At 36.0% G+C, this 19,198-nt stretch carries 12 protein-coding genes and 1 pseudogene; 8 read left to right on the forward strand and 5 right to left on the reverse strand.

Going from position 1 to position 19,198, the window contains the following annotated elements:
• The first annotated feature begins 95 nt into the window (after positions 1–95).
• From hflK to ACFINA_RS03625, 5 genes are all read left to right on the forward strand, one after another.
• Positions 96–1,235: an FtsH protease activity modulator HflK gene (hflK, locus tag ACFINA_RS03605; protein ID WP_375606989.1), complete on the forward strand. Its 1,140-nt coding sequence runs from the start codon at positions 96–98 to the stop codon at positions 1,233–1,235.
• 2 nt (positions 1,236–1,237) lie between these two features.
• Positions 1,238–2,176 carry a protease modulator HflC gene (hflC, locus tag ACFINA_RS03610; RefSeq protein WP_375615084.1) on the forward strand — a complete coding sequence of 313 codons (939 nt, stop codon included), beginning with the start codon at positions 1,238–1,240 and terminating at the stop codon, positions 2,174–2,176.
• Positions 2,177–2,327: 151 nt separating this feature from the next.
• The gene (locus ACFINA_RS03615) at positions 2,328–3,851 is read left to right on the forward strand and encodes a Do family serine endopeptidase (RefSeq protein WP_375615085.1); all 1,524 of its coding nucleotides are present in this window, start codon (positions 2,328–2,330) and stop codon (positions 3,849–3,851) included.
• A gap of 704 nt (positions 3,852–4,555) precedes the next feature.
• Complete coding sequence (miaA, locus tag ACFINA_RS03620; protein WP_375608254.1) at positions 4,556–5,428, forward strand: tRNA (adenosine(37)-N6)-dimethylallyltransferase MiaA; 873 nt, start codon at positions 4,556–4,558, stop codon at positions 5,426–5,428.
• A gap of 270 nt (positions 5,429–5,698) precedes the next feature.
• Entirely contained in the window at positions 5,699–7,498 is a 1,800-nt protein-coding gene (locus ACFINA_RS03625; RefSeq protein WP_375608255.1) for an acetolactate synthase 3 large subunit, read from the forward strand.
• Positions 7,499–8,258: 760 nt separating this feature from the next.
• Here the strand turns inward: ACFINA_RS03625 and ACFINA_RS03630 are convergent.
• From ACFINA_RS03630 to ACFINA_RS03645, 4 genes and pseudogenes are all read right to left on the reverse strand, one after another.
• Positions 8,259–8,999: a TauD/TfdA family dioxygenase gene (locus ACFINA_RS03630; protein ID WP_375615086.1), complete on the reverse strand. Its 741-nt coding sequence runs from the start codon at positions 8,997–8,999 to the stop codon at positions 8,259–8,261.
• Positions 9,000–9,665: 666 nt separating this feature from the next.
• Positions 9,666–10,082: pseudogene (locus ACFINA_RS03635) on the reverse strand (MFS transporter); the annotation flags it as partial.
• A gap of 12 nt (positions 10,083–10,094) precedes the next feature.
• Entirely contained in the window at positions 10,095–10,307 is a 213-nt protein-coding gene (locus ACFINA_RS03640; protein WP_375615087.1) for a hypothetical protein, read from the reverse strand.
• Between the two features lie 231 nt (positions 10,308–10,538).
• Positions 10,539–11,465, reverse strand: coding sequence for a D-2-hydroxyacid dehydrogenase family protein (locus tag ACFINA_RS03645; protein ID WP_375615088.1), 927 nt, complete (start codon positions 11,463–11,465; stop codon positions 10,539–10,541).
• Between the two features lie 1,036 nt (positions 11,466–12,501).
• Between ACFINA_RS03645 and ACFINA_RS03650 the strand changes: the two genes are divergently transcribed.
• From ACFINA_RS03650 to ilvC, 3 genes are all read left to right on the forward strand, one after another.
• Positions 12,502–13,623, forward strand: a complete 1,122-nt coding sequence (locus tag ACFINA_RS03650) for an ATP-dependent RecD-like DNA helicase (protein WP_375615089.1) — start codon at positions 12,502–12,504, stop codon at positions 13,621–13,623.
• Positions 13,624–13,707: 84 nt separating this feature from the next.
• Complete coding sequence (locus tag ACFINA_RS03655) at positions 13,708–14,442, forward strand: pyridoxine 5'-phosphate synthase (protein ID WP_375606997.1); 735 nt, start codon at positions 13,708–13,710, stop codon at positions 14,440–14,442.
• Between the two features lie 1,288 nt (positions 14,443–15,730).
• Positions 15,731–16,750 carry a ketol-acid reductoisomerase gene (gene ilvC, locus ACFINA_RS03660; RefSeq protein ID WP_375610513.1) on the forward strand — a complete coding sequence of 340 codons (1,020 nt, stop codon included), beginning with the start codon at positions 15,731–15,733 and terminating at the stop codon, positions 16,748–16,750.
• Positions 16,751–16,866: 116 nt separating this feature from the next.
• On the opposite strand, the gene ACFINA_RS03665 is transcribed toward ilvC, so the two are convergent.
• The gene (locus ACFINA_RS03665; RefSeq protein WP_375606999.1) at positions 16,867–18,258 is read right to left on the reverse strand and encodes an amino acid permease; all 1,392 of its coding nucleotides are present in this window, start codon (positions 18,256–18,258) and stop codon (positions 16,867–16,869) included.
• Between the last annotated feature and the right edge of the window lie 940 nt (positions 18,259–19,198).

Raw genomic sequence — 19,198 nt, forward strand, 5'->3', positions numbered from 1 at the left:
GGTTATCAGTTGTATTATAATGAGGTAATAGGCACCCTATAAGATCAAGCAAATGGTTGGTGTTCGAGTAGTGGTAATCAGTTAAAGAGGTGATAATGCCCTGGACAAATCAAAATGGTGGTGGCCCGTGGAGTGGCGATAAAAACAGTGGTGAAAAAAAAACACCAGCTAAGAATATCTTTGGTTCTGGTGGCAATCATGGTAGCGAAAATGGTCCTAATCTTAATGATATTTTGCGCAAAGGGCAGGATCAGTTTAAACAATTTGGGAGAAGTAGTCTTTCTGTTTTGTTCCTTCTGCTTATTGCGTTTTTTTGGTTATACCAGTCAATTTATATTGTTCAGCAAAATGAACAAGCGGTAGAGCTGCGCTTTGGCATCCCTAAAGAAGGCATTATTGGTGATGGCTTGCATTTTCATTTTTGGCCAATTGAGACCTATATGAAAGTACCTTTAACGGAAAAAACAATCGCGATTGGTGGAAAGCCTGGTCAAGCGCAACAAAGTGATGGTTTAATGCTTTCGAGTGATCAGAATATCGTTAATGTTAATTTTTCTGTTTACTATCGGATTTCATATCCTAGTCAGTTTTTATTCAATGTGAATGATCAAGAGGGAACTGTCCGCCAAGTTGCTGAGAGTGCAATGCGTGAGGTCATTGGTTCGCGGCCGGTTGATGATGTTTTACGTGACAAGAAAGAAGAAGTTGCTAATGACGTTAGAAAGATTATCCAGTTGACTGTCGATAAATATCAACTTGGTGTCGAAATAAGCCGTGTGTCTATCAGTGAAGCTGCTCCTCCAACAAAGGTTGCTGCTGCGTTTAATTCTGTTCAGCAGGCGGAGCAGGAACGTGGAAGAATGATTGAAGAGGGGAATCGTGTGCGTTTTACGAAAATTGGTTTGGCAAATGGTGAAGCTTCACGCACACGGGAAATCGCAAAAGGTGAAAAGGCACAAATGGTTGAAGAGGCAACAGGGCGTGCTGAACGTTTTCAGGCAATAGCTCGAGAGGCTGCGATTTCACCAGAAGCTGCGCGCTACCGTCTCTATATGGAGACGATGGGGCGGATTCTTTCTTCACCAAATAAGCTGGTTCTTGATCAGGCAAATTCTCCAGCGGTGCCTTATTTACCTTTGAATGAATTGTTGCGTAGCAAGTCATCAGAAAAAGTAAAGGCAACATCAGCGCGTCCTGCGTTACTCTTAGATTCTCGTATTGCTGGAGGAGATTAATTATGCAGCAATCTCGCTTTTTGTTTGTTTTTAGTGCTATAGTGTTTGTTTTGATGATTTTGTGGATGTCCGTTTTTATCGTCTATCCTCGTCAACAAGTAGCAATTAAGCGTTTTGGACAAATTGTTCAGGTAGAATCTAATCCTGGAATCTATTTCAAGGCGCCCTTTATCGATAAGATGATCATTGTTGATAATCGGTTATTGCGTTACGATGTTCCTACACAATCTGTACAGGTTCGTGGTGGTGCGTATTATGAGGTGGATGCGTTCTTTATTTACCGTATTACAGATCCTAAGTTGTTTTTACAGCGCATTGCTTCTGGGCGTCCACAAATTGCGGCACGTGAAAACCTTGCACCACGGTTTATTGACGCTTTGCGTGCTGTTTATGGTAAGCGAGAATTTAAAGCAGCTTTATCGGATGAACGAGGAGCGATGATGGCTGAGGTACAGAAGCAGTTTTCTGTAGATGCAGGCTCGTTGGGTATTACCATTGTTGATGTGCGTATTCGTAAAACCGATTTGACCGATGCTGTTTCAGAAGATGTCTATCGGCAAATGGCAGCTGAACGTGAAGCTGCTGCGGAAAATATTCGAGCTCGTGGTCAGCAGGAACGAGATCGTATTGTGGCAGAAGCTAATCGTGAATATGAAGAAATCGTAGCAGCTGCAAAACGTGATGCTGAAATTACCCGTGGTGAAGGTCAAGCTGAAAGTATTCGTCTTTTATTGAATGCGCGGGAGGCTAATCCGTCTTTTTACGATTTTTGGTTGGCGATGGAACAATACAAGAATTTAGAGAAAACACCGATGGTGATTTCTCCAAATGAGGATTTCTTTTTCTATTTTCGTAATCCACCGCAGGCAAATAAAGCATTCTTACCGACAATGAATACTGGACTTAGTAAAACTGATTCAAAATCAGGAGAGAATAGATAAAATAACGGATTGCAGATCCGAGATTTTGCATGAAAAGAATAATCTGTGAGCATTTTCTTTTATGATAAAAGTGGTAGAGAGTATCGAGCCGTGCGGGTTTTACATAGATAAATTTAGTAGGGCTCTTTACGGCTTTGGTTAAAGGCATATCATGGATAGAAGTGTCGTGAGTAAAAGTACGTTTTTGAAGTTTTTTATCACAAGAGTTGTTTTTTGTGTGACTTTGTTCCTATCAGGATCAATGAGTTTGTCTTGGGGAGCCGAGACAAGCAAGGCATTGCTTTCTATTCCTGATTTAGCTTCTGAGCTTTTGGAAACAGTTGTGAATATTTCCACAGCACAGACTGTTGAAGGAACAGAACAGGATGAAAATACTGCGGTACCCATTATCCCAAAAGATTCATTGTTGGAGGAATATTTTAGTGATTTCTTTACACCTAAAGATGGTCAAAAAGATAGTCAATTTCAAAAGGTGCGTTCTTTAGGGTCTGGTTTTGTGATTGATGCGCAAAAAGGGATTATTGTTACAAATTATCATGTTATCGTTGATGCTGATGATATTGAAGTTAATTTTACGGATGGAACAAAATTAAAGGCAAAGCTTCTTGGAAAGGATAGCAAAACTGATTTGGCTTTGCTTCAAGTCGATGCAGGAAGTAAAAAATTAAAGGCTGTGCGTTTTGGTGATTCAGAAAAGGCACGTATTGGTGATTGGGTTATGGCTATTGGAAATCCTTATGGTTTTGGTGGAAGTGTAACAGTTGGCATTATTTCTGCACGTAACCGTGACCTTAATGCTGGTCCCTATGATAATTTTATTCAAACAGATGCAGCGATTAATCGAGGCAACTCTGGTGGTCCGTTATTTGATAGAAATGGTGAAGTTATTGGCATTAATACAGCAATTGTTTCACCTTCTGGAGGATCTATCGGTATTGGATTTGCTATTCCATCGGATATGGCTCTTTCTGTTATTAATCAATTGCGTGATTTTGGAGAAATAAGGCGTGGTTGGTTGGCTATTCGTATTCAGCCGGTAACAGAGGATATTGCAAAAAGTTTAAAATTGGACAATGCTGTGGGAGCATTGGTGGCTGGTAAAATAGAACAGACGAAAGAAAATAATGTAGATAATAGCCAGTTACAAACTGGAGATATTATTCTTTCCTTTGGTAATTCCAAAATTAAGCATGCACGTGATTTGCCGCGTTTAGTTGCAGAAAGTTCAGAAGGAAAAGTGGTGGACGTTACTGTTTTACGCAATGGGCAAGAAGAAACAGTAAAAGTTAAGCTTGGACGTTTGATTGAAACAGATCCAAATGAAGATACAGAAGAAGTTGATGATAAAAAAAATCAAGATCTGTCGAAAAACGTGACAATGCAATTTATGGGCATGACGTTATCTGAACTGACAGAGGATTTGCGTCATCGTTATTCAATTTCAGATAAACTTCGAGGACTAGTGGTGACAGCTGTTGCACAAAATAGTGCAGCGGATAAAAAGCGTATTCGCGTTGGTGAAGTGATAGTTGATATCAATCAGAGTTCTATCACAACAATTGATGAGGCTAAGAGACGTATTCATAAATTACGTGAAGCTGGACGAAAAAATGCTCTCTTTATTGTTGCGCGTCCAGATGGAGAGTTACGGTTCGTAACGATTTTAATGGATTGATGTTTGAAAAATTATTTTTTGTTTTTTAGCAGCTTTAGTATATGGGGTCTTTTGCAAGTCAGGCATGTGATGTTCAATGTTTCTCAAGCTCATTTCACGATAGAGAGCATGGGGTGTGCAATATAAAATCTATAGGAAATCATTATATCTTTATGCTGGATATAAAGTATAAATTGGTGCCATCATAGTATTTTTCAGTTATCAATATTGTAACAGCCTAGACTTTGAAATGCTGCATAAGAGATATTGGTACACCTTTCTTAAGTCCATTTTTATCTCTGCTTGTGATGCGCAAGTAAATGGTATTGATATGATGCTTTATAAGGCTCTGATTATAAACCGGCGTAGCATGCTATTTTTATAGGAAAAAATAAAGCTATTTGATTGTATAGATTAAACTCAGTATTATTTTCATAAATGATGACAAAGAGTATGTTTTTAATGGCATTAACGGACAGAATTATTATAGCTGTGGTTTGTTATTGAATTATGATAGCAAAAAATGCTTGGAAATTCCTTTGGTGTTGTTATTAAGTCCATTTTTTCTTTTTTATAAGTTTCATAGGATTTTCTTTGTATTAAAGAGAATTTGTGTTCGTATTTTTGTTTGAAGTATTTACTCTATGATCATGGAGAGAAAATACAGTGGCTTTGGGGGTGTCTGCATGTTGCAATAAGTTATTGATTGGGAGAAATTGCTATTCATGACACAGAGAACAGTTACATTAATAGCGGGGCCAACGGCAAGTGGGAAGTCAGAACTTGCCTTGCAAATGGCTAAAGAAAAAAATGCTCTCATTATTAATACTGATTCAATGCAGGTTTATGATGTTTTAAATATTTTAACAGCACGGCCGAGAGAGGCTGATACTGCGATTGTTCCCCATTATCTTTATGGTCATGTGAGTCCTACGTTGAATTACTCAGTAGGGCAATGGTTGTGTGATGTTGAGAAGCTATTGGCTACTTTTTCTTTGAGATCAGTTATTTTTGTTGGCGGAACAGGACTTTATTTTCGTGCTCTTTTGGAAGGGATTGCGGAAATTCCTCATGTTCCAGATGTTGTGCGGCAGAAATGGCGTCTGCTGCTTGATCAAGAAGGACCTGAAAGTCTTTATGGCCAGTTGTTACAGATTGATGCTGATGTTGCTGAAAAAATTTCTTCGCACGATAGACAGCGTATTGTCCGTGCTTTGGAAGTTTATGATGCAACCGGTAAGACGCTCAGTTGGTGGCAGAAACAAAAAACAACACCTATCATTGCGCCGAATTTGACCGAAAAAATTCTTCTCATGCCACCACGTCCTCTGCTTTATGAACGTATTCATAAACGCTTGGATTCTATGATTGAAAGAGGAGCTTTAGAAGAAGTGGTGGCTATGAAAAAACTTAAACTTTCCCCTTCATTACCAGCAATGAAGGCTATTGGTGTACCTGAATTTATGGCTTATTTGGATGGATATAGAAGCTTTGAGAATGCTCTTGAAGCGGTAAAAATACAAACGAGGAGATATGCAAAAAGACAAATGACATGGTTTCGTAATCAATTTGATGAAGAATGGATGCTTACTTTTTGATAAAAGAGTTATAGCTTTGCAAAAAAACTTATCGAAAGATAAAAGATAATTCGTGAAAAAGAAATTTTTTAGAAAATATAATTTTTTATTGACGAATGGTATCAATGGAATTAAAAATCTTTCTACAAGGAATTTTTTATATATTTTATACGTTGGAATAATGGGGGTAATCATACAGTATGTGTTGTGTAATAGGCTCCTTTGGGGGCTTTTTTTATGGGCTCCGTTAGGGGCTTTTTTATTGTCCTATAAAGTAGGTGAGTGGGAAAAATGAGAAATGATCCAAGAAAGCAAGAGAGTGCAGATGGAAAAATAATGTCGGGCGCTGAAATAGTGGTTCAAGCTCTTATAGATCAAGGCGTTGAACATATTTTTGGTTATCCTGGTGGGGCTGTTTTGCCTATTTTTGATGTTCTTTATCACCAAGATACACTCCAGCATATTTTGGTGCGTCATGAACAAGCTGCAGGGCATGCGGCTGAAGGCTATGCACGTAGCACAGGGAAGGTAGGGGTTATGCTTGTGACTTCTGGTCCAGGGGCAACGAATGCTGTTACACCTTTGCAAGATGCTCTTATGGATTCGATACCTCTTATTTGTTTTTCTGGGCAGGTGTCAACAACGGTGATTGGAACAAATGCTTTTCAAGAGGCAGATACAGTTGGAATTACAAAGCCTTGTACGAAGCATAATTGGCTGGTTAAAAATGTCAATGATCTTGCAGCTATTATTCATGAAGCTTTTTCTCTTGCTCAATCAGGTCGTCCTGGGCCGGTTTTGATTGATATTCCTAAGGATGTTCAATTTGCTTCAGGATTTTATAGAGCACCTCAAGTTCAGGAGTCTTTACATTCTTTTCCATCGTTGAAAGGGAATACTAAGGCTATTGAATCTGCCGTTTCTCTTTTAGTTGAGGCAAAACGCCCTATTATTTATTCTGGTGGTGGTGTTATTTCATCAGGGATGAAAGCTATACAGCTTTTACGTAATTTGGTTCAATTGGGGGATTTTCCGATTACTTCAACATTAATGGGACTTGGTGCTTATCCTGCTTCCGGTAAAAATTGGCTTGGAATGCTTGGAATGCATGGAACCTATGAGGCTAATATGGCCATGCATGATTGTGATGTTATGTTAGCTGTTGGAGCACGATTTGATGATCGTATCACAGGGCGCCTTGATGCATTTGCACCTCATGCGCGTATTATTCATATTGATATTGACCCTTCTTCTATCAATAAAATTGTAAAAGCAGAAGTTCCAATTATTGGTGATGTGGCTTGTGTTTTAGGAGATATGACGCAACTCTTAAAGATACAACAACCAGCGTTTAACAGTGAAGTCCGTGAGGCGTGGTGGACGCAAATTAACCGTTGGAAAGCTCGTAATTCATTGGCATATGCGGAGAAAAAAGATGTCATTATGCCGCAATATGCTCTTGAACGACTTTATGCTCTTACCAAAGATGCGAATGCTTATATTACAACGGATGTCGGGCAGCATCAGATGTGGGCAGCGCAGTATTATCATTTTGATGAACCAAAACACTGGATGACTTCTGGTGGTCTTGGAACGATGGGGTATGGTTTACCTGCTGCTATAGGTGTTCAAATAGCGCATCCTAATGCGCTTGTTGTATGTATTTCTGGTGATGCCTCCATTCAGATGAATATTCAAGAGCTTGCAACAGCTATTCAGCATGACACACCGGTGAAAATTTTCATTTTAAATAATCAGTATATGGGAATGGTCCGCCAGTGGCAGCAATTGCTGCATGGTAATCGTCTTTCTCATTCTTATACGGAATCTATGCCTGACTTTGTGAAATTGGCACAAGCTTATGGAGCGGTAGGGATTCATTGTTCAAAACCCGATGAACTTGATGATAAAATTCAGCAGATGATTGATTGTGATAAGCCTGTTCTTTTTGATTGTCGTGTTTATCATTTAGAAAACTGTTTTCCTATGATCCCATCGGGATGTGCCCATAATGAGATGTTATTACCCGATGAAGCAAGCGAAGAAGCTATTGCAAATGCTATTTCTTCCGAGGGAAAGATTCTTGTATAAAATGAATATGTTAACAAAATGGTGAAGGATGGTGATGATGAAGTCTTTGGAGGCTTCATCTCTGTCTCTTCTTTGTGGAGAGTTTCTATTATTCTTAGAACTCATTTTATTATTTTCATTCTGTGTTTAAAGACATAGGGTGTATTATTATTTGTTTATCTAAAAAATGTTATAAGTCGTGTGCCAAATTATGTTTGAATTTATTTGTACGCGATGTTTGTTTTTTTTAAATTCATATGTTCACATTAATAGCTATATCGTTGCATTTTTTAGATAATACATTGAATTATCTGTTATAAATTAATTATGTTGTCTCATATATGAAAGATTTCATCGTGCAAGAAAAAAAGCCACCATGCTTGAAGGGTGCAACCATGCAAACCGTCATACTTGTGAAAACAATAGAAAAGTTTGTCACTATGTTTTGGTTTTGCATTATGAAACTACTCCAAATAGCTCTTTCAAGGGCTTGATAGGAAAATCCCCCTAGAGGCTTGAAAGGAATGGCGAAAATAACAAAAAGCGAATGCAGCCATAGAAAATCAATTGGCCACCATAGCTTATAATTAGCTAGTAACCTCACCTGATTATGCGGGAAAAATCTATACATATGAGATGTATCGTCAATATATATAAACCAGAATAATACTCACCATTATATCATTATCAGGACATTAACATTGAAAATTAAATACTCTTTCTTTTATTTGTTCTACATATCTATGATTCCATAAATCTGCAGACCAAACACTCTTTGAATCTATCGCATTGGATTTTCATAACTATCAAATGATCCAAAAAATTTATCTCTAGAGTGTAGAGCCATTCTATTATCAATGTATAATAATCTTCCCTGTTGTACATCAATTCCAAAAGATACAGCCTTAAAATGATCTGAAGCTTCCTTGGCTTTTTTTGACTGTGGCTCTAACATGCCCGGATAAAAAACAGCGCTGATATCTGGGAATTCACCGTCCCCTTGAACGAGGGGCACTTTACTTGTAGAGGTTACTCCATTTCTTCTCCATCTATAGGGAACATTAATTATATATAAATTATCCCTTAAGTTCCTCAAATCCTCCTCACTTAAAAGTTTTAGAGCGAGACGTGCATCAGATATTCTAGTCAATGTGCCATTAACATCATTGCGAACACCAGATAAAAGTATCCCTTTAGGAGATAAATTTAAACCTGTTATAAATTTTAGCGCAGCATTTTCTATATGAAAATCTAACTCAACTTCAGATCCTAATCCTGTATAATCTTTTTTATTATCTTCTAAAGGAACTAGGTTATTTACTATATGTTCGCCTTCAAACTTAATTGCATAAGGCTCTCCAATCAATAAAGAAAACATCATAATTAAATTTTCGCTAATATAGCCACTTTTACAAGACGCATCTAAATTATAAGGATTAGGTGACGTATTAATTTGTCTATCAATTGGAAGATTTTCAAAGATTAAATATGGTTTAGGGGTAATAGATACCTTTTGATTCATCAGAATTGCCAATATTCTATGGGGTAACAGCGAAAATGCTATTTTTTAGCTCAACTCAAAAGTATTTTCATTGATCATTATAATTTCCTCCCCAATTATCTTTCCCTACTTTCTTATTAAGAAAAGTGAAAAAACAATAATTAAAATCAGCCATGTTAGTAAATAAGTGTCTGTAAAATCTTGGATTAATTCAAATAATGGTGGAGCAGTAATAATTGCGATTTGATTTACAGACATTGCTAAACCCAGAGAAAAGCCAACGCTTTCTTTCGGTGAAGAGTCTACAATATAGGCGACCCAAGGGCCATACCATCCCATTCCAAAAAACTAACCAAGCAGATAAAATAGTTAAATAAATTATCGATCCACTTATGCCCAAAATTAATATTAAAAATCCAAAAACGACTGCAATCATGCAAAACAAGACAGGAAAAAATCGTCCTTTTCTACAATGATCACTCCACGCTGCTAAAATAATTCTTCTTAAGGCACCAGAAGCCTGTGAAACAAAAAACAAATAAGCGCTTTTAGCTAAAGACAGGTGATAGATTCTATAAAAATAAATCGTTATAAAAATGGTTAAAACATATGGAACGATCACAAGTGAAACGCCTGAAAAAATAATATTCTTCATATGCGGTGCCGTTAACATCGCAAGACGAGACTTTACATTTGCATAGAACGAAACTTTTGCTTTGCTTTCTGAAACGATAGCGACAATTTTTTCTGGTGAGTGATAAAAAATAATAAATATACATCCCCCCTAAAAAAGAAACGATGGCACCGACCAAAAACGCACCTTGTATGCCATAGATAAGCGCACTCGCAGGAAGAACTATCCCAGCTAATACCCCCCACACTTAATGGTAGCTTCGCCTGCTTTATTCTCATTGCAAATCCGCGCTGCGATTGTGGAAACCATGACGAAACGGATTTAGCGCCACCAGGTTGAGCAGAACTATAAAATCCCCCTACAATTAGCAAACAAACCAAAAGGGAAATAGAGTTATCTGCGATTGCTCCCAATAAAAGAGCGATAGAAACGCCGACCGCGCCAACTCCAACAATATAGCGCTTGTTAAACTTGTCTAGTAATTAGCTTGCTACAAGTAACCCAATAGGTAGGAACTGCGCTGATGAAGACAGTAAACCTATCTGAGAGTCGCTAAGCGAGAAATCCTTTTTAAAAAATTCAGCTAAAGGATCAATCCCTTGAACAAAGAAGCAGGCTGATGCTTGAGCGATCGTGGCAACAAGCAATACAATCCATCTATAATAATTTTTTTCTATAAATTTATTATTGCTCACTCAGCCCCCCTCCAATTAAATTGTATTCCAATAAAGTAGCCTTTTTAATAATGCTTGCAACAATAAATTAGGTATTTTATGTTGATTACATAAAAATCTGTCAATATGATTGGCATTAATATGAAAGCTAAGGAATATGCTTAATTTAAGGAAATAAGCTATTATATGTCGTGCAAATTTGATACGCTAGCGATACTAAGATAAATTTTACAAACATTGGCTCAGCCGGCATTAAGTGCTCTTTATAAAAGAAGCTATATTTTGGCAAGCTTTTTCAAAATAATTCTCAAAGCTTTCTTCAGTCACATAGCCTAGATGCGGTGTGCAAAGAACTCTATCTGATTGCAATAATTTGCTCTCATATACTGGTTCGCTGTCATAAACATCCAGTGCAAAGTAAGTTGAATTTTCCAAACTTAGTATTTTTTCTATCGCCCCTTTTTCAACCAAAGCTGAACGCGCTGTGTTGACAAAAATAGCATGAGTTTTCATGCTCAATAGATCATCTAATTTTATGATTTCTCTGGTTTTATCGCTTAAACGTAAATGGACGGATATAACGTCAGGACGTGTAAAAAATTCATCTTTTGAATGCGTAAAATGATAACCTAAATTTTTTGCTTCTTGCGTTGAACGCTCACTCCCATAAACCAAAATGGACATGCCAAAAGCTTGAGCATATTGAGCAACCATTTTACCAATACGCCCAAATCCGAATATTCCAAGAGTAGCCCCTTTCATTTGGTTGCCAAATGTTGTTTGCCATCGTCCTTTTTTCATATCAGATACAGATTTATAGAGTTTCCTACGCGCAGACATAATTAAGAGCCATGCAAATTCAGCAGCAGAAGTTGGGTCTCCACCACCGTCTAATATTTTAATTCCTAAATCTCTACAAGCTTCTATATCAATATGTGAACCTATAGGGCCTGTTTGGCAGATCAATTTTAAATTTGGCAGTTTCAGGAGAAGATCTCTATCAACTGTAGTTCGCTCTCTGATTAAGATCAGAATATCTATCTCTTTGAGCTTATCTTCTAAATCACATTCTTTAGCTAAATTATTTATAACCAGCACTTCATGTGATTTCATTAATTTTGTAATAGACTGTAATGTTAGGGTGGCTTTTTGATAGTCGTCTGGAATTAATATTTTCAATTTAAACCTCCTGTTTCATTCATCAATATTTGAGTTCATTATTTCATTTCTAAAACAAACAAAAAGCAATATTACCGCTGATATCTTGGCATAACGCCAAGCCTATTAACAAATTATCCCCCTTGATTTCATTGTTATTTCTAGCAATAAGAATAGCATTAATCAGTTAGTTTTTATAAACTTTAAAACATTGCGACAAAAAAGTTTGACTCAATAGATGAAGAATTGCGCTTTTCTCATATTCTAGAGGACGAACCTGAAGTGCTACGTTGGACTGAAACCATGTCCCAGTTTTCTATAATAGACTACCAAGAAGGCCATACTTACGAACCATGTTTTATTGTTGAAACAGAAAAAGCTCCATATTTGTGCGAGATAAAGCGTGCTTCATATAAGCGTGATGTCTCTCTTTATTCGTTGAGATATAATTTATTTGTAGCATGAAGAGTAAATTTATTAAAATCATGATAAGAGGGAGATAGGAACTTTAGAGGTGTATCATCATAGGATTAAGTAGTTTTGTTGAGAGCTATTTTTATTTCTGCCAAAATGTTTTTAATATATTTAATTATTATTTCAGAATAGTAGATATACTTTATTTTTATGTGCAAGAAAGCTGATTTTTTGTGTAAAATAGTATTCATAAAATTACATTATTTTTATCCTGTTAAGGACATTTTTCTAGCTAGGGTTTTGCAAAGGCAATACTCTTTTTCTCATTCTAAATTTTGGTTATAAAAAGCGTATACTAGGTGTTATTTTAACTTTAAGATATGCATATTCCATTGTTGGTGTTACTGTTGTAAAAAATGATATTTTATTCGATAAGTATAAGGTATTACCAAGAAGATCGATGTATAGATAAAATTTAGATTGTTACACTATCTTGAAAAAGTAATGGGTAAATAATTGATAATTGTGCTACGAAAGTTGTTAGATGGGCGTGTATCAGCAATTCTTAATAAAAAAGTTTTTTTTGATAGTCGGTTTTTTTCAAAATACTGCTTTTTTTATGCAAATCTTATGTTGGTAAGCTATGCAGTTTTCACGGGAACAGGATAATGCATTGAAGGCTGTTGCCGCGTGGTTGAAGGAAGGGCGTTCTCCTCTTTTTCGCCTTTTTGGCTATGCGGGAACGGGTAAGACGACGCTTGCGCGCTATTTTGCAGAAACAGTTGATGGTTCTGTTCAGTTTGCTGCTTTTACAGGGAAGGCGGCGCAGGTTTTACGTTCTAAAGGTGCAAGCAATGCTTGTACGATTCATTCATTGATTTATTGTCCGCGTGGAGAAGAGGAAGTTTCCGATGAAATTACGGGAAAAAAGTCTATTGCTCCAACATTTACATTAAATCGAAGAAGTGCTGCTGCACAAGCTAAACTCATTATCGTTGATGAATGCTCGATGGTCGATGAACAATTGGCACGTGATTTAATGAGCTTTCGGACGCCAATTCTTGTTCTTGGTGATCCAGGTCAATTGCCTCCTATATCTGGTGGAGGCTTTTTTTCTAATGGAGAACCAGATTTTCTTCTTTCAGAAATTCATCGGCAAGCGCGAGATAATCCGATTATACGTCTTGCTATGGACGTGCGCGAAGGACGCGATATTGCTTATGGTGACTATGGAGAAGCGCGCGTTGTTACACGTAAAGAGGTCAATCAACAATTGGTTTTGGATGCTGATCAGGTCTTGGTAGGGGTTAATCGTACACGCCACCTTTATAATCAGCGTTTGCGTGTGTTAAAGGGATTTACAGCAGATTATCCGCAAGCGGGAGATAAGCTGGTGTGTTTGCGAAATGATCCCATTAAAGGTTTGTTGAATGGCTCTTTATGGAAGGTGATGACTTCACAGAAGGAGACCGTTAAACCAAGTATTAATCTTCTTGTGAAACCAGAAGAAAGTGAGCGTGGGGTAGCAAAGATTAAACTTTTAAAAGCAGCGTTTGAAAACCCTGATCAAGAAATTTCATGGCAATTAAAAAAGCGATATGATGATTTTGATTATGGGTATGCATTAACGGTTCATAAGGCGCAAGGTTCTCAATGGAATAACGTCGTTTTGTTTGATGAAAGTTTTGCATTTCGTGATATGTATGCACGCTGGCTTTATACGGGAATTACCCGCGCAGCAGAGCATTTAACGATTGTTCGATAGAGAAAATGTGTGTATCATCCCAGTTTCAGATAGAAAATGCCTTTTTTCTATCTTGTTACACACTATAAAAAAATGGAAATGGGCATGGCGGTAAAACTTTCGGTTAATCTTAATGCTGTTGCTGTTTTGCGTAATCGACGTAATCTTCCGTGGCCAAGTATAACAAATATTGGGCATATAGCGCTTGCTGCTGGAGCAGCAGGTTTGACGGTTCATCCACGCCCTGATGAAAGGCATATTCGTTTTGCGGATTTGTCAGATATATACTGTTTAATAAAGAACAATTTTCCTACGGCTGAGTTTAATATTGAAGGTTATCCAAGTGATCAATTTTTGGATATCGCTGAAAACTATGCGGACCAGATTACCCTTGTTCCTGATGATCCAGATCAGTCAACGTCTGATCATGGGTGGAATTTTGCTCATGATGCAGAATTTTTAGCACCTATTATTCAGAATTTAAAAAAAAGAAAGATTCGTGTATCCCTTTTTGCTAATCCTGCTGTCGATGGTCTTGATATTGCTAAAGCAATGGGTGCTGATCGTGTGGAATTTTACACGGGACCTTATGGTGGTGAATTTCAGGATAAAACAAAACAAGATCAAGAGCTCAATAAACTTGTTTTAGCAGCAAGAAGAGCTAAAGAGTTGCAGTTAGGTATGAATGCTGGGCATGATCTGACACTTATGAACCTTCCTGCTCTGGTCAAAAGTATTCCTTGGCTTGATGAGGTTTCTATTGGCCATGGGCTTATTGCTGATGCATTAGAGTATGGAATGCATGATACTGTTCAGCGTTTTATCCGGTTATTATCGTAATCTTTGTTTCTCTATAAAATTGGGAAAAAATTTTTATAAAGCTTTATCAATTTATCTAAAAAAACAATTTTATATATGTTGAGATAAATAGCACTATTAGCGTACATTATAAAATATTCTATTTTCCTCTGTTTATTAGTAGCTTTCTATTTTTTGTGTTTTTTAGGGTATGAAATGCTTTTTTATATACCATCCATTATGAGGAAATTTTACCAAATCTACTTACTATAATTTTTTCGAAGGAATATAGTTTTTTAGAGTATTTTTCTTATAAGGGATTGGCGAAGAAATTTAAATGGATCAGTGCACAAAATTTATTGAGCGTCATAAGGTGTTTGAGAGATATCTTTTAATATGTTTGAGCTTATTTCACAGTGTTACTTGTGAAAAGTGTAACGTAAAACCTCTTATGCATCACCATTTTACGTCATAAAGATATAAGTTATCGTCTTCATTTTTGGGCTCGTTTAATGTTGCGGCAGCTTTTGCCATGCGATGGTTCATAAGACATATTCACATGCAATTCTGCTTGTGACGCGCAAGGGGGATGATTTCATCGAACAGATTTAAAGTCACAAAATGCTTTTTATGAATAGGCTCAATGTAATATGAGCTATTGCAATATTGGGAGCGAGAAAATAGAATGATGATATCAACTTGTAACTTTATAAAGTAAAGGGGGGCGTGTACGATAAATCTTAGATTATTATAGAGGACTATTGAAAAGAGTTCGAGCGCATTAAGAATTTTTTAATAAGCGCATGAATGAATAACACAATGGCATTCTGTTTTGCGTGAGAGGCGTGGTTATTAAAGAATGTAACAAGTAAAAGCGTCTTCTCTATTATTCTAAAGATATTGCTGTGTATGCTTTTGAAGGTTGTACTAAAACAATACTTGTTATTTTGTAATTTTTCTTGCTATCTATATTGATTTGGTTCATGTTAAAAATTGTGTGTTGTATCTTAATTTTTAGAATATAGCGTTTTGTTGCACGATAAAAGAGTAGAATATTAGCTAAATTTTCTTTAGAAATCTTATTTTGTGTAATTATTGTTTTTGTAGAATAGCAGTTGAAGTTTATTTGGGGATCCGTATATGTTTTAGGAATGTTTGGGGACTACAGTTTTTTCTATGCAATATGTAAACTTTAAAATTATTCAATTGTTGTGTTCTTATAAGCGGTGTTTTTTGTCTTTATAAGTGTGTGATGCACTGTAGATAATGTTTCTTATTGAATAAAAGTAATCTGAAATCCAGTTTAAATAGAGAAAGAAGGAATTTTTTTATGCGTGTTTATTATGATCGTGATGCGGATGTTAATCTCATTAAAGGGAAAAAAGTAGCCATTGTTGGTTATGGTTCTCAAGGGCGTGCGCATGCTTTAAATTTGAAAGATTCCGGTGTCCAAAATGTGCAAATAGCTTTGCGTCCAGGGTCGGAAACAGTTAAAAAAGCCATGGCTGATGGTTTTAAAGTGGTGAGTGTTGCTGAAGCAGCAAAATGGGCAGATCTCATCATGATGGCAACGCCAGATGAATTGCAAGCTGATATTTATAAGGAACATATTCATGATCATTTACACGATGGGGCAGCGATTGCTTTTGCGCATGGTTTGAGCATTCATTTTGGCTTGATTGAACCTAAAAAAAACGTTGATATTGTGATGATTGCTCCTAAAGGTCCAGGGCATACAGTTCGTCATGAATACCAACGGGGTTGTGGTGTTCCTTGCTTAATAGCGGTGGCGCAAGATGCTTCAGGGCATGCTCATAATTTAGCATTATCTTATGCATGTGGTCTTGGTGGTGGACGTGCTGGGGTGATTGAAACAACTTTTAAAGAAGAGTGCGAAACTGATCTTTTTGGTGAACAAGCGGTTCTCTGTGGAGGTCTTGTTGAATTGATTCGAGCTGGTTATGAAACATTAACGGAAGCAGGTTATGCACCAGAAATGGCTTATTTTGAGTGTTTACATGAAGTGAAACTGATTGTTGATCTCATGTATGAAGGGGGCATTGCAAATATGAATTATTCGATCTCTAATACAGCTGAATGGGGTGAATATATCTCTGGTCCACGTGTAATTACGGATAAAACCAGAGCAGAAATGAAACGTATATTGAAAGATATTCAAACGGGTAAATTTACATCGAATTGGATTCAAGAATATAAGGCTGGTGCTGCTCATTTTAAAAGTATGCGGCGTTTAAATGATAATCATCCTATTGAAGAAGTTGGTAAAAAACTTCGTTCTATGATGCCTTGGATAAAATCTAACGCTTTGGTTGATAAAGAGCGTAATTGAAGCTTCTACAGAGATATTTGATCAATAGCTTTTATAATTTTATAGATAAATATCAAAAAAAAGGGTAACTTTAGTTACCCTTTTTTATATGTTTTTGGCAACATAAGCTTTATTTTTTAATTTTTTGCATAATTCTTTCTTCCAAAAAGAAAGTATACAATCCCTAAAAATATAAACCACGCTGGAGTATATTTTAAAGCTATGGCAGTGTCAGCTTCTAATGACAATAAATAAATAATGAATGCAAAGAAAATAAGAAGCGCCCAACACATAACAACACCTCCTGGCATTTTATAAGGAGAAACAGTATGTTGGAGAGGACGATTGCGACGGTAGACGATATAGCTGATCAAAATGATAGACCATACAAATATAAACAAAGTTGCGGCAATTGTCGTAACAATTGTAAAAGCAGCTATGAGTGTTTGAGATAACGATACAACGGCATAACCAAATAAGATGCATAAACATGAAAAGAATAATGCATTGGCTGGAACGTGGTTACGAGAAAGTTTTCCTAAAAACTTAGGAGCACCTTTTTGTGTTGCTAGCCCATATATCATACGGCTGGTAGAAAAAATTCCACTATTTGCTGAAGATGCGGCAGCTGTGAGGACAACAAAGTTCATCAAACCTGCAGCAGTTGGAATACCAATAAGTGCATACATTGTTACAAATGGGCTTTTTTCTGGACTGATTTGATCCCACGGCGTCACAGACATAATCACAAGAAGAGAGAATATATAAAAGAATACAATGCGGATTGGTATTGAATTAACAGCCTGTGGTAAAGCTTTTTGAGGCTCTTTTACTTCAGCAGCAGCTGTTCCAGCGAGTTCAATGCCAACAAAAGCAAAAATAACAATTTGAAATCCAGCAAAAAAGCCTGTAATTCCTCGCGGAAAAATATTCCCACCGTTCCATATATGGCTAAGAGAAGCAACCGTACCGTTTGGAGAGACAAAACCGGTAAAGATCATATAAAATCCTACAACGATTAGGACTAGAATTGCTACGATTTTGATAAAACCAAACCAAAACTCAAGTTCGCCAAATAGTTTTACTGCGACGAGGTTAAGAATTAAAAAGGACATAAGACCAATTATAACAGGAATCCACGGATTGAGTTCAGGCCACCAAAAGTGTGTATAAGTGACAATAGCAATAATTTCAGCAGTTCCAGTGACAATCCAACACAACCAATATGTCCAGCCGATAAAGAATCCGGCACATGGCCCTAGAAGATCGGTTGAGAAATCAATAAAAGATCGGTATTGTGTATTAGAAAGCAATAACTCTCCCATAGCACGCATGACAAAGTATAGAGCACAACCAATAATTGCATAAACGAGTAGAATCGAAGGCCCTGCTACACTGATTGTTTTTCCTGATCCCATGAAGAGACCTGTTCCAATCGCTCCACCAAGGGCTATAAGTTGTATGTGTCGGTTATGTAGTCCACGTTGCAATTTCTTCTTAGGTTTTTTTTCTAAATTTTGTTTATTCATTTTTGGGAGGTTCCCTTTAGTTATTTTAAGATAAAATTACCCTAAAAAAGGTAATCCCTTCTATCGAAACATGATATAGCTAGGGAGTAAAGGAATTTTTTTCTATGACTATATGAGAATAAAGCAAAAACATTATTAATTAATGGAATAATTATTTTATATATAAGAAACAAAAGATAAATTTTATTACATTTTTTTGATTTTTTATATTTTATACATATGTAATATAATTTATATATAATATAAATTATATTACATATAATTATTATTTATATTTATATAAATATTTATATTTAATATATTTATTTATAGTAAATTATTGTATAAATAACTTTTATATTTAAAATTTATTTATTAATTTAGATTTCTAAATATATTAAATATAAATAAAATTGCAAATTTATTAAATATAAAACTTTATATATAAATAAAATAAGTTTAAATAGTTAGACTATTATGTAAAATATTAAAAAATATATTTAAAAATTTACCTTTAATTATTTATATTTAAAATTTATTACAAATAGAAAAATATTTTCATAGAATCTTTTTTTATTGCAGATAGCTATTAAGATATATTCTGTTTAAAGCTATATTTTTAATTTTGATAAAAAATTGAATATAAACTTTTGGAGGGGAAAAAGTTTTAGATAAATCTCATGTTTTATTAGTAAACAATGTCAGTGAAGTTTATAGAGAATTTTTTACAGAATAGCTCGTTTCTTATCTTATTGTGCAGTAAAATACTGTTGTGTAGAGTAGTGATATAAAGCATATAACATTTTTACGCATTAAGTATTTTTATAATGTGTGGTGAGTATTCAGGGCAGGGCTAGCCCATAGAGCCTTATGTAGGTGAACCATATAAATGATCAGCAGCATTCCCTCTTAATAAGCTGGATTGTTCACAAACCGGCGCTGGTAGGAATCGTCGTTTTTT

The sequence above is a fragment of the Bartonella sp. AC10YNML genome (assembly GCF_042196825.1).
GTDB lineage: Bacteria > Pseudomonadota > Alphaproteobacteria > Rhizobiales > Rhizobiaceae > Bartonella.

Excerpts from the sequence above, each read along its gene's own strand:
- ACFINA_RS03630 (WP_375615086.1), bottom strand. The coding sequence starts at position 8,999 with ATGAATCAAAAGGTATCTATTACCCCTAAACCATATTTAATCTTTGAA.
- ACFINA_RS03665 (WP_375606999.1), bottom strand. The coding sequence starts at position 18,258 with ATGAATAAACAAAATTTAGAAAAAAAACCTAAGAAGAAATTGCAACGT.
- ilvC (WP_375610513.1), top strand. The coding sequence starts at position 15,731 with ATGCGTGTTTATTATGATCGTGATGCGGATGTTAATCTCATTAAAGGG.
- ACFINA_RS03625 (WP_375608255.1), top strand. The coding sequence starts at position 5,699 with ATGAGAAATGATCCAAGAAAGCAAGAGAGTGCAGATGGAAAAATAATG.
- hflK (WP_375606989.1), top strand. The coding sequence starts at position 96 with ATGCCCTGGACAAATCAAAATGGTGGTGGCCCGTGGAGTGGCGATAAA.
- hflC (WP_375615084.1), top strand. The coding sequence starts at position 1,238 with ATGCAGCAATCTCGCTTTTTGTTTGTTTTTAGTGCTATAGTGTTTGTT.
- miaA (WP_375608254.1), top strand. The coding sequence starts at position 4,556 with ATGACACAGAGAACAGTTACATTAATAGCGGGGCCAACGGCAAGTGGG.
- ACFINA_RS03650 (WP_375615089.1), top strand. The coding sequence starts at position 12,502 with ATGCAGTTTTCACGGGAACAGGATAATGCATTGAAGGCTGTTGCCGCG.
- ACFINA_RS03615 (WP_375615085.1), top strand. The coding sequence starts at position 2,328 with ATGGATAGAAGTGTCGTGAGTAAAAGTACGTTTTTGAAGTTTTTTATC.
- ACFINA_RS03655 (WP_375606997.1), top strand. The coding sequence starts at position 13,708 with ATGGCGGTAAAACTTTCGGTTAATCTTAATGCTGTTGCTGTTTTGCGT.